Here is a 14,052-nt window from a genome sequence, read left to right on the forward strand (position 1 = left end):
TTTTTTCGAATCATACGCCGTACGTATACGTCCAATAAAATCCGAAAGACCACGCCGAACGGTTTTTGCCGTCGAAAGCGGTACGGTTTTCGTAGTCGAAGTCTGCTGTAAACGAATGACGAGGGGTAAGCAAAAACGTAAACTGGGGACGAATGTCGAAAATAAAACCGCCGTTGTAATCTTTCGTCTGCGCGTATTGGGCATAGTCAGAATCGTGCCACCGCTTATCGTAGGATCCCCACGCGAGCGACGACCAGCCGCTCAAAATCATCCTGCGGGAAATACCGAAGCGCGCGAGGATGCCCGCATAGACGGCGGGCGTATAGTTCCGATCTTCGAACCAGTTTATGCCGCCTTCGGGACGAAGCGTTAAATCGATCTTCGGAAAACCGATCGTGACCGCCGCTCCCGTCGTCCACGCCATATCGGTTTCGCTTTTGTTCGTGTCGATCGAATCCCATCCGAACCATGCATCGACGGCCAATTTTTTCGTAAATACGAGCGATGCACCGGCATACAGATTGCCGTCTTGTTGGAACAGCCCCTCATACGCAAAGGCCGCGTGCAAAAAATCGATCGGGTGCAGTTCGAAACCGAAATTAATAATCGGGGCATCGGTGTTTGCGCCGCTCGGAATCGCAGCTCCTATTTGGAAGAGATCTTTATAGCGGTAACGCGCACCGATCGCCGTCTTTGCGTATTTGTTTGCGACGGGGACGAAACCGACGACATCGTAGGAACCGGGCGCATCGGGGATATACCGATAGCGGTGAGCCGCTCCGTTCCACACGTTCCAATCGTTGCTGCCGCCCGCGACGCCGTGCCGATCGTCGTACGCCGTACTGAAACCTCCGGCACGTATGTGCGCATCGGCTTTCCACACCCAATTGCCGTAACCCGGAGCGGGACCGACCGACCAGTTGAGCTTTGTGCCGACACCCGCATCGAAACTTTTAAACGGATGCATTAAAAAATTGATATAATACGAATCCGACCGCGTGTTCAAATGTCCGTTCGCGGCGTTGTTATACGTTACGCCTGCGGGCGCTCCTATGCGGTGCACGTTGTTCGTATTCTCTCCGCCGTTATAGTAGTGGTACGAAAGCGCCGAACGTTCTGTATTTTCGAGCGAAAAATTATCGAGCGTATTGTTACCGTCGTTCCAGCGCGCAAGCGCACCCCAATTGATCATGCCGTCGACGGTGAACATACCGACGTCTACACGAGCTTGCAGCGTATCGATAAAGCCGTAATATTTTGCACGCTGCGAGCCGAGCGGTCCTCCGAATCCCGTCCACAGCGTATTTTCCACTCCGGTGCTCTGCAGCACTTGAGCATGAGAAGCCGCACCGATCACACCGAGAGCGGCAAAAACAATACATAATTTTTTCATAGCCTGATCGTAATCTCCTGAGTCATACAAAGAAAGTTTTAACGAGCGATTGGATATCTCGAAAAACCGGCTTTCAACGATTTTTTCGAAATCTCGACGAGTTGTAACTTACTCCAGTATCGCAAGTTACGACATCGCATTTTCAAAGTTACCTCTAAAAACTGCGATTTTTAGAGGTTCCCTAAAGTTTTCGGACAGCCACGTTTCCGATTATTTCTTTTTGCCCTGATTCGCGACGCCCGCCATTTTTTCGGCGATCGCTTTTTCGTCGCCGAGGTATTTTTTTCCGATCACTTTGAAGTTGTCGTCGAATTCGTATACGAGGGGAACGCCGGTCGGAATGTTCACTTCCAAAATCTCTTCTTTCGTCAGATTTTCAAAATATTTTACGAGGGCGCGAAGCGAATTGCCGTGCGCAACGATGAGCACGCGCTCGCCTTTTTGCATGTGCGGTTTGATTTCGCTTTCAAAATAAGGAACTGCGCGTTCGATCGTCGTCGCAAGGCTTTCGGTCAAGGGCAGCACCGATTTGTCTTTTACCGTGCGGTAGGCTTCCTGAGAACGGGGGCTGCGTTCGTCATCTTCCGTCAAAGCCGGCGGCGTTATGTCGAAAGAGCGGCGCCAGATTTTCACCTGATCTTCGCCGTATTTTTCCGCAGTTTCGGCTTTGTTCATTCCCTGCAGTGCGCCGTAGTGCCGCTCGTTCAGCTTCCACGTTTTTATGACGGGCAGCCATTCGCGATCCATCGAAGCGAGCGCAAAGTTCAGCGTGTGTATCGCGCGTTTTAAAAACGACGTGTAACAGATGTCGAAATCGAAGCCTTCTTTTTTCAATGTGATTCCGGCTTGTTTCGCTTCTTCCTGCCCCTTTTCGGACAATTCCACATCCGTCCAGCCGGTAAAAAGGTTCAATTTGTTCCATTCGCTTTCACCGTGCCGAATAAGTACCAATTTCATATTTACCTCTTATAAAAAAAATCAATCATGCACACGCCTGCGCGACGAGCGTAAAATTCAAGCGGCGCACGACTTTACGCTATCATAGCGCATTGCGCCGTGTCGGGCAACCGGAGCGTATACGTTTTTTGGAGAATATATTTTCCGAGTCAATTGCCCTGCCCCATTTTACGGCGCGCCCGCACCGTCGATCGCAATTCAATGCCGACCGCTTGTTTGTCAGCGGACGCCGAGCGGCGTATAGCCCGCTTCGCTTACGGCATCGGAAAGCGTTTTTTCATCCACATCTTTTGAAAGCGCAACGACCGCGTTTTTGTCTTTTAAACTTACGTCTACTTTCGTCACGCCGTCGATCGCCGAAAGCGCTTTTTCGACGTGCCGGCGGCAGTGGTCGCACATCATTCCGTCGATTGCAATCGTCTTTGTCATGTTTTGTTCCTCCGTTATATCCTTGTTTACAGCGCCGTCTGCGGCTGTAAACGTATTTGCCGCTTTGCCGTCCGCCGTAAACGCTTCGTCCGGCAGTTCGGCCGGCCGCTTTTTCGATTTTCGCTTTTTGTATATGTCGAAGAGATTCAAGCGCAGCGCGTTCGTGACGACGCAAAAGCTCGACAAGCTCATCGCCGCCGCTCCGAGCATCGGATTCAACGCGATCCCGAACGCGGGAAACAGCGCTCCCGCTGCAACGGGAATGCCGATGACGTTGTAGCAAAACGCCCAAAAAAGATTTTCTTTGATGTTCGTCAAAACGCCGCGCGACAGATTTACCGCAGCGCTTACATCCGAAAGCGTCGATTTCATGAGCACGACATCGGCCGCATCGAGGGCAACGTCCGTACCGGCTCCGATCGCGATGCCGATATCCGCCCGCGTTAAAGCGGGAGCGTCGTTTATACCGTCGCCGACCATTGCGACGCGCCCGTATGTTTGAAGACGCGAAACAACTTCGTCCTTTCCGTCGGGAAGCACGTCCGACACGACCGAGCGTATGCCGACCGTTTTTGCAACCGCCCGCGCTGTACGGCGGTTGTCACCCGTAAGCATGACAACGGCTATGCCTTCATCGTACAGAGTTCGGACCGCTTCGGCGCTGTCGGATTTTGCAACATCGGCTACGGCTATGATGCCGAGCGCTTTTCCGTCTTCGGCAAAATAGAGCGGCGTCTTCCCCTCTTCGGCAAAGGCTTCACCCTTTTCTTTTAAGCTTGCCGAAAGTACATGATGCTCTTCCATAAGTGCCGCATTTCCGCCGAACGCGCTTTTGCCCGCGACCGTTCCGCGCACTCCGAATCCCGGAAGCGCGGCAAAATCCTCCGAGCTTTCGTAAGCAATGCGCCGTTCCGCAACGGCTTCCATAAGCGCGCGTGAAAGCGGGTGTTCACTCTTCGCTTCGAGGCTTGCAGCAATTTTTAATAATTTTTCTTCGCTCTCGTCGGTGTATATGTCGGTGACACGCGGCTTCCCCTCCGTCAGCGTCCCCGTTTTATCGAGCACGACGATGTCCGTTTTACCACAGGCTTCGAGGGCGGCGGCCGTTTTAAACAAAATGCCGTGCTTTGCGCCGAGTCCGCTTCCGACCATGATAGCGACGGGAGTTGCAAGGCCTAACGCACAGGGGCAGCTGATGACAAGCACGCTCACGGCACGAGCAAGGGCAAAGCCTGCTTCCGCGCCCGCAGCGAGCCACACGATCCCCGTACCGACCGCTAAAATAATGACGGAGGGGACGAAGATACCCGACACTTTATCCGCGAGCTTTGCTGCGGGCGCTTTCGTTGCGGCGGCGTTTTCCACCATATCGATAATTTTGCTTAAAGAAGTGTCGCTTCCGACGCGGGTCGCCCGGCACGTGAGAAATCCGTTTTGATTCAATGTCGCAGCACTCACCTCACTGCCTCGCTCTTTATCGACGGGGAGGCTTTCTCCGGTAAGAGCGGACTCGTTTACCGCGCTCGCCCCTTCACTCACCGTTCCGTCTACGGGAATACGCTCTCCCGGCCGCACGATAAACACATCACCGACTTTTACTTCGGACGCGGGAATCGTTACTTCCTTTCCATCACGCACGACATGCGCTTTTTCCGGCGCCAAGTCCATAAGCGATTTGATCGCGTTCGTCGTTTTTCCTTTGCTGTAAGACTCAAGCGTTTTGCCGACGGTGATGAGCGTAAGGATCATCGCCGACGATTCGAAATACAGGTCATGCAGGTACGCATGTGCGCTCTTCATATCGCCCGAAGCCATCGCAAAGGTCATCAAAAACAAAACGGTCGTGCTGTATGCGAATGAAGCTCCGCTTCCGAGCGCGACGAGCGTGTCCATATTCGGCGCTCCGTGTACAAAGCTTTTAAAACCGCTCGTAAAAAACCGCCTGTTGATAAGCATGACGGAAAGCGCAAGCAGCATTTCATAGAGCGCGATCGATGCAGGATTGTTGTGCACGGCGAGCGGGACGGGCCACTTCCACATCATGTGCCCCATGGACACATACATGAGCGGCACGAGCAAAACGAGAGACGCGATAAGGCGCTTTACGAGGCGCGGTGTTTCCGTATCTTCAAGCGACGCGCGTTTTGACGCCGCATCCGCCGCGCGCACATCTTTCGTATCGAGGGAAGCGCCGTAGCCCGCTTTATCGACTGCAGCGCAGATCGCCTCGGCACTTGCAGGGGATACAAAATCGACGTTCATCGAATTCGTCAAAAGACTCACCGAAACGCTTTCGACGCCGGGAACTGCGGCGACCGCTTTTTCGACATGGGCGCTGCACGCAGCGCACGTCATACCGCTTACCGAAAATTTTGTCATATACATTGCCTCATCATTTGAGTCCTTTTATTAAACTCATCGTTTCATCGATGATTTTCGTATTGTCCTTTTTAATCTCTTCGGTAACGCAGCTTTCCAAGTGGTCGCGCAAGATCACATAGCCGAAGGTACGAAGTGCGCTTTCGGCGGCGGAAACTTGAATGAGCACGTCTCCGCAGTAGCGGTTTTCGTCGAGCATCGATTTGATACCGTTCAACTGTCCGATGATCCGATTCAAGCGCGAATGGAGCTGCCTCACGGACGTTTCTTCACGCGGCGTGTGTTTGTATTGGCAGTGCGCACACGTCTTCTTCGACGCCGCCTTTTCCTTGCCGTTCTTTGCCATCATTTCTCCCTGCAAAAGCTCATCTTCACTATAATACCCCCAAGGGGTATATGTCAAGCGCACAGTCGGACGGATGGGTGGCTGCAAAAAATCAAATCCAAAAAAACGCAACCGGCATAGACACTCACCTCTCCCTGTACAACCGCGATACAGGAGTGCGACACGTACACAAAAAACGATTTTTATGCTATACTGCAACCATGCCGATGGTTGTTTTGAATAATTTGCCGTGGTTTTGGCTCATCGTCGTCGTTCTCTGCATCGTCATCGAATCGCTTACGCTGGCGCTCACGACGATTTGGTTTGCGTGCGGCGCTTTTGCGATGATTTTTTTCTCGCTCGCACCGATTCCGTTCAAGTGGCAGCTTTTTATTTTTGTCGCGCTTTCGCTCGCGTTGCTCATCTTTACACGGCCGCTTGCGGCAAAAAAACTCGCAAAAAAAATGCCGACGAACGCGGACAGCCTTATCGGCAAAAAAGTGCTCGCTACGGAACGCATGACGCAGTTCGATAAGGGTGCGGTAAAAGCGGGCGGCATCGTGTGGACGGCACGGTCGGAAAAAGGCGAAACGATCGAAAAAGGGGCGGAGTGCGAAGTCGTGCGCCTCGAAGGTAATACCGCCGTCGTCGTTCCCGTAAAAGAATGAGGACAATTAACAAGCTCACAGCTTTCGGTGTGAACCGGCGAACGAAGTTCCTGCCGAAAGCATACTGTTATTTGGAAATATTTTCGAACTTGCCATTCAGGTTAATTAATATTTTTTGGAGGAAATATGAATTTGTATGTTATCATCGCAGTGATCGTTATCGTCATGGTGCTCGTCATCACGAATATTCAAATCGTTCCGCAGGCGCGCGCTTTTGTAATCGAGCGGCTCGGCACGTATATCACGACGTGGCAGACGGGTTTGCATGTAAAGACGCCGTTTATCGACCGCGTCGCAAATAAAGTGTCGCTCAAAGAACGCGTACTCGATTTCCCGCCGCAGCCGGTCATCACAAAGGACAACGTTACGATGAAAATCGATACCGTCGTCTATATGCAGATCACCGATGCGAAGCTGTATACCTACGGCGTCGAAAATCCGATGCTCGCAATCGAGAATTTAAGCGCGACGACGCTGCGCAATATTATCGGAGAGCTGGATTTGGATGCGACGCTTACGAGCCGCGACGTCATCAACACGAAGATGCGTTCGATACTCGACGAAGCGACCGATCCGTGGGGCATCAAAGTAAACCGCGTCGAAGTAAAAAACATCATGCCGCCGGAAGCGATCCGCGAAGCGATGGAAAAGCAGATGCGCGCCGAACGCGAACGGCGCGAAAAGATATTGATCGCCGAAGGACAGAAGCAGTCGGAAATCCTCGTCGCAGAAGGACAAAAGCAGGCACGCATTCTCGAAGCCGAAGCCCAAAAGCAGGCGACGATCTTACATGCGGAAGCCGAAAAAGAAGCGCAGATACGAAAAGCCGAAGGCGAAGCTCAAGCGATTCGCGAAGTGCAGCAGGCGACGGCAGCCGGATTGCAGATGATCAAAGATGTGCACATCGACGAAGCGGTCGTGAAGCTTCGCAGCCTTGAAACGCTTGAAAAAGCCGCGAACGGACAGGCGACGAAAATCATCGTACCGGCGGATTTTCAAAATCTTGCAGGCGTCGTATCGGCGATCGGCGAAATCGGGAAAAAGTAATCGACGCTTTCAAACGGGCGGCAGAAGTGCAAAAGGCGCCGCCCGAAAACCGATTGCTCATCGGCGACCTGTGCCGATGAGCGAAAACTTGCTTTTTTTAATCCGCGAGAACTTCGTCGAGTTCTTTCGAGATTTTTTCTTTATCCAAATCCTGTCCGATGATGCAGAGCTTTATCATTCTGTCGCCGACTTTCGCATCCCAATCTTTTTTCATCTGCGGATTTTCTGCGAGCACTTGTTCCTGTTCGGCTTTCGGACACGCGGCAAGCCATGCGCCCGAATACCCCGCTTGGATTTGGCGTCCGCTCGTTTCGAATACCCACGCCATATCAGGTTCGTCTTTAAACCACATGACGCCTTTGCAACGGATAATGTTTTTCGGCCAGCGGTTCGCGTACGAATCGAGCTTTACGCGGTCGAAGGGTTTTCGCCTCGTATAGATGAAAGTGCTGATGCCGTATTCGTCTTCGTCGCTGCCGCTGTCGCCTTCTTCTTTGTGGTGATGGTGTTCGCCTTCTTCTTCCTCTTCTTCGAGTGCACGGCACCAGCCGGCGCTTCCGTATACTTTTTCAAAATCGAACGATCCCGTGCCCATGATGTCTTCGACCGGTACTTTGCCGTTTTGCGTTTCGATGATCTTTACGTTCGGATGGATCGTATTGATGACGGCGCGGACTTTTTTCAATTCGGCTTCGCTCACCAAATCGATTTTATTAATTAATAATGTCGAACAGAATTCGATCTGCTGGACGAGCAGCGATTCTATATCGTCTTCTTCTTTTTCTTTGAGCAGCGCATCTCCGCCGGAAAATTCGTCGACGAGGCGCTTCGCATCGACGACGCCGACGACATTGTCGAGTTTGCCGTTTGAAATCGTTTCGAGTTCCTGGGCGATCGGCATGGGTTCGCATACGCCGCTCGCTTCGATCATGATGTAATCGTATTTGCCCGTTTTAATAAGATTTTCGATATTTTGCGCGAGCTGCGTTTTGAGCGTACAGCAGATACAGCCGTTGGTAAGCGGAACGATGCTGCTCGTGTCGGTGATCTTCGCGCCGTCGGCGATGAGTTTCGCGTCGACGTTTACCTCTCCGATATCGTTTACGATGACGGCGACTTTATAGCCTTTTTGATTCGTCAGAACGTTATTTAAAAGCGTCGTTTTTCCCGCTCCGAGGTACCCGCACAGGAGCGTAATCGGTGTCAATTTTTTTTCCATGATAATATCCTTATCGTTATAATATAATGAAAAAATGAAAAAATGACAAATGCGGTTTGTTCGGTATCGCTTATCTATTCGGCAATGCGCTGTCTGTGTGCCATTGCCGCCACGCATTTTTAAGCGTACATCAGTTTTCCTTTCGGTACCGGGATATCACGGCCGAGTTTTTTTGCGGTTTCCAACCATTCGGTAATGACAATTTCGGCGTTTTGCAATGCATGTTCGGCGGTATCACCGTCAGCCATACATCCGGGCAGCTCCGGCACTTCGACGATAAAAGTACCGTCGTCTTCCGACCAATAGATGATTCGTTCATATTTATGCATGGCTATACCTCCATGTGATATTTCAAAATGATAGCACGTATTTGCCGTACTTGATAAGCTTTCGCTTTGTCTCCGTTAGGTTGAATATTGATAATTTCGGGGATACCGTCTTTCCAGTAAATAAAGTGATCGCCTTTTACTCGATGGACAAATCCGAGCGCGGTCAATAATTTACATAGATCCGCGAACGCTATGTTTTTATCTTTCGTACCGCTTAATACTGCAGCGATAATTTTATCTGCCGACGACATATTTAATAAAATATATATGGCATCGATTTTTTTATCAAGCATGCGAATGCTTTTTTATAATAAAAACGACCGCGCGTCGTGCGCGGCCGCAAGTTTTAAAACACCCGTTTTATGCGAAGTTTATTGCTTGATCGTAAACGTACCTTCGTTTATAAAGCGGGATTGACCCGTTGCTCCTGTCGTCGATGCGTTTTCGTTTGCACCGATAGGCATTCCGTTGATAAAGAGCGAACCTACCGTCGTCGTCGCATCTTTTTCGTTGCTTACGAGCGCGTAGAAATTTTTATTCGTATTTTCAACCGAAACTTTTCCGCCTATGTCGACGATGCCGCCTTGAACGATAAATTGTTCATTGCGCACGTCTTCTGCTTCGGGCGCAATGCCGGGCTTGCCGCCTTTTCCCATATCGGGACCCGGAGGAACCGCGCCGATAAACGGAGCGATCTTGCCGTCATTGTATCCGCTGATTTTGACGTCGCCTTTTACATAGGTGCCGAATCCGTTAAAGGCTGCGCTTTGGAAAAACGCGTTTTTCCCTTTTGCCGTCGCTTCGACCGAGCCCATCCGCGAAACCGTTTTTTCCGCACCTGTCCACCGGTTGTGTCCCGTCGCGACAATTGCCGCGGCTCCTCCGTTCGGGCATTCGATTTTTACTTTACCGTCGACGGTCGCGTCGAAAACGCCCTGTACGGTATATATTGCCGAAAGCGGGCCGTCTTTGTCTTTTTCGGCCGCATTGTAGACGTACACATCTCCGAGCCGGGCTTTCGGTCCGGCCTGCGTTACTTTGCCGCCGAGAATACCGCGCTCGGTGTTGAAATTTGCCAACGCCACGGTTGCGTCAGCCGTCGTACCTTTGTTATTGCATTTTACGATCATGTGATCGACGTCGATTGTACCGCTCGGTGCGACATAGTAAAAGCCAGCCGTTGCATTGTTTCTATATCCGGGGCTTCCGTCGACAGTGCCGTCGGGATTGTAGATGCCTTCGATTCCGTCCGCGACGATTTCGATTGTGCCGAGTTTGATATACGGCTCGTCGATCCAATCCATACCGTCCGAATATTCTCCGCGGTCGAATTCGTTGATCGCGAAGATCGCATTTCCGTGTATTTTATTTAATCCGTGAATATACAATCTGCCGCTTCCCGTCAGCGTCGAACCTGCGCCTCTGAGATTTCGCACCGTACGGATTTTAGCGACGCCCGCACCTGCGCCGCATGCAATTTGGAGATCACCGTCAATGCGGATCGAACCTGCATAGGGACTCGGATTTCCATCTGCTCCGATCGACCTGCCGTCTGCGAGCCAGAGAACCGCCGAGTCGTTTGCATTTGCGTTATTCGAACCGAGTATGAGCGTGCCGCCCTTATCGATGTCGATCGCATGTTTGAAAGAATCGTTCAGAATGCTTACCGCCGCCGTGCCGGCCGTTTTTTGCGATACTTCGGGATTGTTTGTACCCGTGCCGCCGACGATAAAGTGGAACGTATCGAAATCGTACAGAGTTTTGCCGCTCCAGATCTGCAGTTTGGCACCCGATTTTATTTTAATAAATTTTCCTGCCGGAACAAAAAGCGTTTTTTGTCCGTAGGATACGACTTTGCCGGGTACGCATACTTTGACATCTGCGCCGCGTTCGATGACGACGCCGTCAAACGGCAAACCCGTATCGGCCGCTTTCCATTCGCGGACATCGCCGTTTAAAAAACCGATTTTACTGTTTGCCGACCAGTCTCCGTTGAAACCGAGGAGAGCGTTCATGTCTTCCTGATTTCGAATGACGCGGACGCGTTCGGTTAATACTGCGACGCGGTTCGATGTGCAGGATGCGAGAATTGCGACGAATGCCGCAGCAAATACCAGCCGCATTCCTTTTTTCTTCAATCGATTCATATACACCTCCTGTATAATCAAGTTTGCAACCAAACTCGAATTCGCGGGCGACGATGTCGATTACGCCGTCGTCTGTAATGACTTCCTCATTTTAAAGTTTTCAATCGAGTACGGGATTATCGACTTCGATTTTATCGTTTTCCCGGTACGGTGCGAGTGATGAAACCATGCGCATGACGCTTTTCGAACGGTTGATCACGTAGTGTACTTCTTTCGGTTCGATGTGGATAAACTGCCCCTTTGTCAAATGATGGACGACGTTATCTACGACAATATCGACTTCGCCTTCAAGTATGTAAAAATCTTCTTCCATTATATCATGATAGTGAGCGCGGAAATCTTGCCCCGCTTGGAACTGCACAATTGCGAAATTCATGCGGGGCCCTTTCATCAGATATTTCGGACCGCTGTCCTTAAAACGATACTCTTTGTCTTTTTCATCCACTATAAACATTGTATTCCTCCATAAAAACTTGCATACGTATGCATCGCAGCCGATATCGATAATCATTGTTGATTATTAATTAATAATTTGTGCCTCTAAAAACTCAATGTTTGCCGACGCCCGGAGCGGACCACATATAGTTTGTAACGCCCGCATCGCTTAAACCGAGCTCCGCATCGTATATTTTCCGCCACGTTTTATACATCTCCATATACTTTTTATGATTTTCCGCATCAGGTTCGAGCGTCGCTTCGATTTTTACCATGGCATCCGCCGCTTCTTTGACGTTCGCGTATATGCCGGCTCCCGTTGCCGCAAGCATTGCAGCTCCGAGCGCCGTCGCTTCTTTTACTGCGGGAATGCGGAGCGGAAGGCCGAGTGCATCGCAGACAATCCGCGACCACAGTCTGCTTTTCGAAGCACCTCCTGCGAAGGTGACGACATGCGGCATGCTTCCCGTCGCTGATTTGACGAGCTGCATATGGCCGTAGGTGACGAGGGCCGTGCTTTCGAGTATGGAGCGGTAAAACGTATATTTGTTGAATTTGTCGGCATCCAAATCGAAGTTCGTAAAGGTCGGAGCTGCGTGCCGCCACGCGGAAAAATTCATGACGTCGGTAAAGGTACAAAACATACCGTGCGAACCTACGGAAATTTTTGCCGAGCGTTCGTCCATAAGCGCGTATACGTCTTTTCCGAGAGAAGCGGCTTCTTTTTTTTCTTCGGCACAAAATCCGTCGCGGTACCACCGCATAAAAAGGCCGGGTTTAAATGCGAGCGCTTCGTATTGCCACAGCGAGGGCTGAGCGTGACAGTTGACGCGGATGTCGCAGCGGTCGTTGATTTTTCCGCTTGCGGTATTGTATTCGTATTGCCAAAATGTTCCGCCGAAAACCGCCGCATCGTTCGCTTCCGTCGCTCCGACGCCGATCGTGCCGAGCTGCGCATCGCCTCCGCCGACGATGAGAGGCGTGCCTTCTTTGAGACCCGTTTCTTTTTCGCCTTCGCGGCTGACGCGGGCGGCAAGCGTACCGCATTCTTTCGATTCGGGAAATATATCGCTTTTTAAGCCGCAGCGTTCCGCTATCGTTTTGTCCCATGTTCTCGTTTCAAGCGAAAAAAGTCCGCTCGTAGAACCGTTGCTCGGCTCCACGGCGAGGACACCGCTCATCTTATAGATGAGCCAATCGTTGAACATGCCGACCGCGGCGGTTTTTTCGTATACGTCGGGGAGATTGTTTTTTACCCAAAGGATGCGCGGAAGGGCGCTCAACGAATACGTTTGCCCCGATTCGAGATAGAGTTCGTGTTCGAGCGTCGGCGACATCTTTTTCAATTGGATGACTTCGGCAGTACTGCGAGCATCGACGTTTGCACAAGCCCACAGTTCCTTTCCGTTTTTATCGTAGAGGATGATCCCTTCGCGCATACACGTCGTGGAAACGGCCGCGATATCGCCGCTTTCGATTTTCGATTTTTTTATCGCTTCCGATATGCAGCGCTTTGCCGCGTTCCAATTTTTTTCCCAATCGAAATTCATGCTGCCCGGATAGTTCGGATCTTCGAGGTGCTTCCACTCTTCCTGCACGCATTCGATCTGGTTTCCGTGTACGTCGAAAATGACGGCGCGGACGCTTCCGGTACCGGCATCTACGGCCATTAAATACTTTTTATCCATAACTATGCCTCCTCGTGTTGTCGCTCGATCATCATGTATTTTTTACAAGCCAACGCGCGGTATCCTCGTCGGTTATGAGGATATCGGAGTAGTGCGCTCGAAGTGCCGCCCTGATCGCAACGTACTTTGCGCTTCCTGCCGCGACGGCGATAACGTTATGCAGTTTTTTCAGCGATTCGGGAGGGTAGGTCACCAAGTGTTCGTCGGTAGCGCTTGTGATAAACTTGCCGTTTTCGTCGAAAAAATGGGCGAGTACGTCTCCGACGGCACCGCACATTTTCAAAAAATCGAAATCGCTTTTTTGTATGATACCCGATTTGATGACGGTCGCATTGTCGTCGACGCCGCCGATACCGATAACCGAACAGCTTGCGGTCGTATGCATGCGCGCTATTTCGATGACGGCACTTTCTTTTTTGATCGCTTTTACCATTTCCGGCGTCGATGCGGCCAACGGCGCAGGGATGAGGTAGAGGGAAGCGTTGCCTGCAGACGACTGCGTATTCAGCAAATAGATGCTGACCCCTCCGGTGAGCGATACATAAGTCGGCCTTTTTTTCGAAATCTGTGAAAAATAATTCATAAAGCGGCCGGTCGTGTCTCCGTAACCGATATTGATGATCGGATTGTCGGAAAAATGTTCATCTATATACATAGCCGCCGCTTTTGCAATCGCGTCGTTAAGCGAAGCCGACGTGTACATTTCATCGGACGGAATAACGATAGCGTCGGCAAGAGCGTACGAATCGATGAGCGCCTGTTCCGCTTCGAGTCTGCCGCGAAAATTCGTGTGGATCGTGATTTGAACAACGTTTTCCTGCTCGGCTTTTTCGAGCAGACGGATGACGCGCATCCGCGAAACGGAAAGCATATCGGCTATCTCTTTTTGCGTTTTTTTCCTGATATAATAATACCATGCTGTTCGCACGATAAGCTCTTTTTCCCAGTCGGCCGTCATTTTCGATTTTTTTCTCCTAATTTGAACAAAATATCACTTTATGAACATAATATCACGATATTAAAAAAAACACAACAA

13 protein-coding genes are annotated in these 14,052 nt (G+C 50.9%); 2 read left to right on the plus strand and 11 right to left on the minus strand.

Annotated features, from left to right (window positions below; all coding sequences use genetic code 11):
* Positions 1-10: 10 nt before the first annotated feature.
* From H9I36_RS06905 to H9I36_RS06920, 4 genes are all read right to left on the minus strand, one after another.
* Positions 11-1,393 carry a hypothetical protein gene (locus H9I36_RS06905; protein WP_187384637.1) on the minus strand — a complete coding sequence of 461 codons (1,383 nt, stop codon included), beginning with the start codon at positions 1,391-1,393 and terminating at the stop codon, positions 11-13.
* A gap of 210 nt (positions 1,394-1,603) precedes the next feature.
* Positions 1,604-2,350 (minus strand): 2,3-diphosphoglycerate-dependent phosphoglycerate mutase, encoded by a 747-nt coding sequence (gene gpmA / locus H9I36_RS06910; protein ID WP_187384638.1) that lies wholly within the window; start codon positions 2,348-2,350, stop codon positions 1,604-1,606.
* Between the two features lie 219 nt (positions 2,351-2,569).
* Positions 2,570-5,158, minus strand: a complete 2,589-nt coding sequence (locus tag H9I36_RS06915) for a heavy metal translocating P-type ATPase (RefSeq protein WP_187384639.1) — start codon at positions 5,156-5,158, stop codon at positions 2,570-2,572.
* 13 nt (positions 5,159-5,171) lie between these two features.
* Entirely contained in the window at positions 5,172-5,504 is a 333-nt protein-coding gene (locus H9I36_RS06920; RefSeq protein WP_187384640.1) for a metal-sensing transcriptional repressor, read from the minus strand.
* 50 nt (positions 5,505-5,554) lie between these two features.
* Here H9I36_RS06920 and H9I36_RS06925 point away from each other — a divergent pair, with 50 nt between their 5' ends.
* Both H9I36_RS06925 and H9I36_RS06930 read left to right on the plus strand, forming a co-directional pair.
* On the plus strand, positions 5,555-6,151 hold the full coding sequence (locus H9I36_RS06925) for an NfeD family protein (protein WP_255422693.1): 597 nt from the start codon (positions 5,555-5,557) through the stop codon (positions 6,149-6,151).
* Positions 6,152-6,277: 126 nt separating this feature from the next.
* Positions 6,278-7,198: an SPFH domain-containing protein gene (locus tag H9I36_RS06930; RefSeq protein WP_187384641.1), complete on the plus strand. Its 921-nt coding sequence runs from the start codon at positions 6,278-6,280 to the stop codon at positions 7,196-7,198.
* 97 nt (positions 7,199-7,295) lie between these two features.
* Here H9I36_RS06930 and H9I36_RS06935 read toward each other — a convergent pair whose 3' ends face one another.
* The 7 genes from H9I36_RS06935 to H9I36_RS06965 all read right to left on the minus strand — a co-directional run bounded on the left by H9I36_RS06935 (position 7,296) and on the right by H9I36_RS06965 (position 13,974).
* The gene (locus H9I36_RS06935) at positions 7,296-8,417 is read right to left on the minus strand and encodes a CobW family GTP-binding protein (protein ID WP_187384642.1); all 1,122 of its coding nucleotides are present in this window, start codon (positions 8,415-8,417) and stop codon (positions 7,296-7,298) included.
* Between the two features lie 119 nt (positions 8,418-8,536).
* On the minus strand, positions 8,537-8,746 hold the full coding sequence (locus tag H9I36_RS06940; RefSeq protein WP_187384643.1) for a type II toxin-antitoxin system HicB family antitoxin: 210 nt from the start codon (positions 8,744-8,746) through the stop codon (positions 8,537-8,539).
* A 2-nt stretch (positions 8,747-8,748) separates the two neighbouring features.
* Entirely contained in the window at positions 8,749-9,039 is a 291-nt protein-coding gene (locus H9I36_RS06945; protein ID WP_255422694.1) for a type II toxin-antitoxin system HicA family toxin, read from the minus strand.
* Between the two features lie 78 nt (positions 9,040-9,117).
* A complete protein-coding gene (locus H9I36_RS06950) occupies positions 9,118-10,893 on the minus strand; it encodes a hypothetical protein (protein WP_187384644.1) in 1,776 nt (591 codons plus the stop codon).
* A 100-nt stretch (positions 10,894-10,993) separates the two neighbouring features.
* Entirely contained in the window at positions 10,994-11,347 is a 354-nt protein-coding gene (locus H9I36_RS06955) for a cupin domain-containing protein (protein ID WP_021330467.1), read from the minus strand.
* 94 nt (positions 11,348-11,441) lie between these two features.
* Positions 11,442-13,016, minus strand: a complete 1,575-nt coding sequence (lsrK, locus tag H9I36_RS06960) for an autoinducer-2 kinase (protein WP_187384645.1) — start codon at positions 13,014-13,016, stop codon at positions 11,442-11,444.
* A 31-nt stretch (positions 13,017-13,047) separates the two neighbouring features.
* Complete coding sequence (locus H9I36_RS06965) at positions 13,048-13,974, minus strand: sugar-binding transcriptional regulator (RefSeq protein WP_021330437.1); 927 nt, start codon at positions 13,972-13,974, stop codon at positions 13,048-13,050.
* Between the last annotated feature and the right edge of the window lie 78 nt (positions 13,975-14,052).

The sequence above is a fragment of the Treponema sp. Marseille-Q4130 genome, assembly GCF_014334325.1.
Classification (GTDB): Bacteria; Spirochaetota; Spirochaetia; order Treponematales; family Treponemataceae; genus Treponema_D.

Excerpts from the sequence above, each read along its gene's own strand:
- H9I36_RS06905 (WP_187384637.1), bottom strand. The coding sequence starts at position 1,393 with ATGAAAAAATTATGTATTGTTTTTGCCGCTCTCGGTGTGATCGGTGCG.
- gpmA (WP_187384638.1), bottom strand. The coding sequence starts at position 2,350 with ATGAAATTGGTACTTATTCGGCACGGTGAAAGCGAATGGAACAAATTG.
- H9I36_RS06915 (WP_187384639.1), bottom strand. The coding sequence starts at position 5,158 with ATGACAAAATTTTCGGTAAGCGGTATGACGTGCGCTGCGTGCAGCGCC.
- H9I36_RS06920 (WP_187384640.1), bottom strand. The coding sequence starts at position 5,504 with ATGGCAAAGAACGGCAAGGAAAAGGCGGCGTCGAAGAAGACGTGTGCG.
- H9I36_RS06925 (WP_255422693.1), top strand. The coding sequence starts at position 5,555 with ATGTCAAGCGCACAGTCGGACGGATGGGTGGCTGCAAAAAATCAAATC.
- H9I36_RS06930 (WP_187384641.1), top strand. The coding sequence starts at position 6,278 with ATGAATTTGTATGTTATCATCGCAGTGATCGTTATCGTCATGGTGCTC.
- H9I36_RS06935 (WP_187384642.1), bottom strand. The coding sequence starts at position 8,417 with ATGGAAAAAAAATTGACACCGATTACGCTCCTGTGCGGGTACCTCGGA.
- H9I36_RS06940 (WP_187384643.1), bottom strand. The coding sequence starts at position 8,746 with ATGCATAAATATGAACGAATCATCTATTGGTCGGAAGACGACGGTACT.
- H9I36_RS06945 (WP_255422694.1), bottom strand. The coding sequence starts at position 9,039 with ATGCTTGATAAAAAAATCGATGCCATATATATTTTATTAAATATGTCG.
- H9I36_RS06950 (WP_187384644.1), bottom strand. The coding sequence starts at position 10,893 with ATGAATCGATTGAAGAAAAAAGGAATGCGGCTGGTATTTGCTGCGGCA.
- H9I36_RS06955 (WP_021330467.1), bottom strand. The coding sequence starts at position 11,347 with ATGTTTATAGTGGATGAAAAAGACAAAGAGTATCGTTTTAAGGACAGC.
- lsrK (WP_187384645.1), bottom strand. The coding sequence starts at position 13,016 with ATGGATAAAAAGTATTTAATGGCCGTAGATGCCGGTACCGGAAGCGTC.
- H9I36_RS06965 (WP_021330437.1), bottom strand. The coding sequence starts at position 13,974 with ATGACGGCCGACTGGGAAAAAGAGCTTATCGTGCGAACAGCATGGTAT.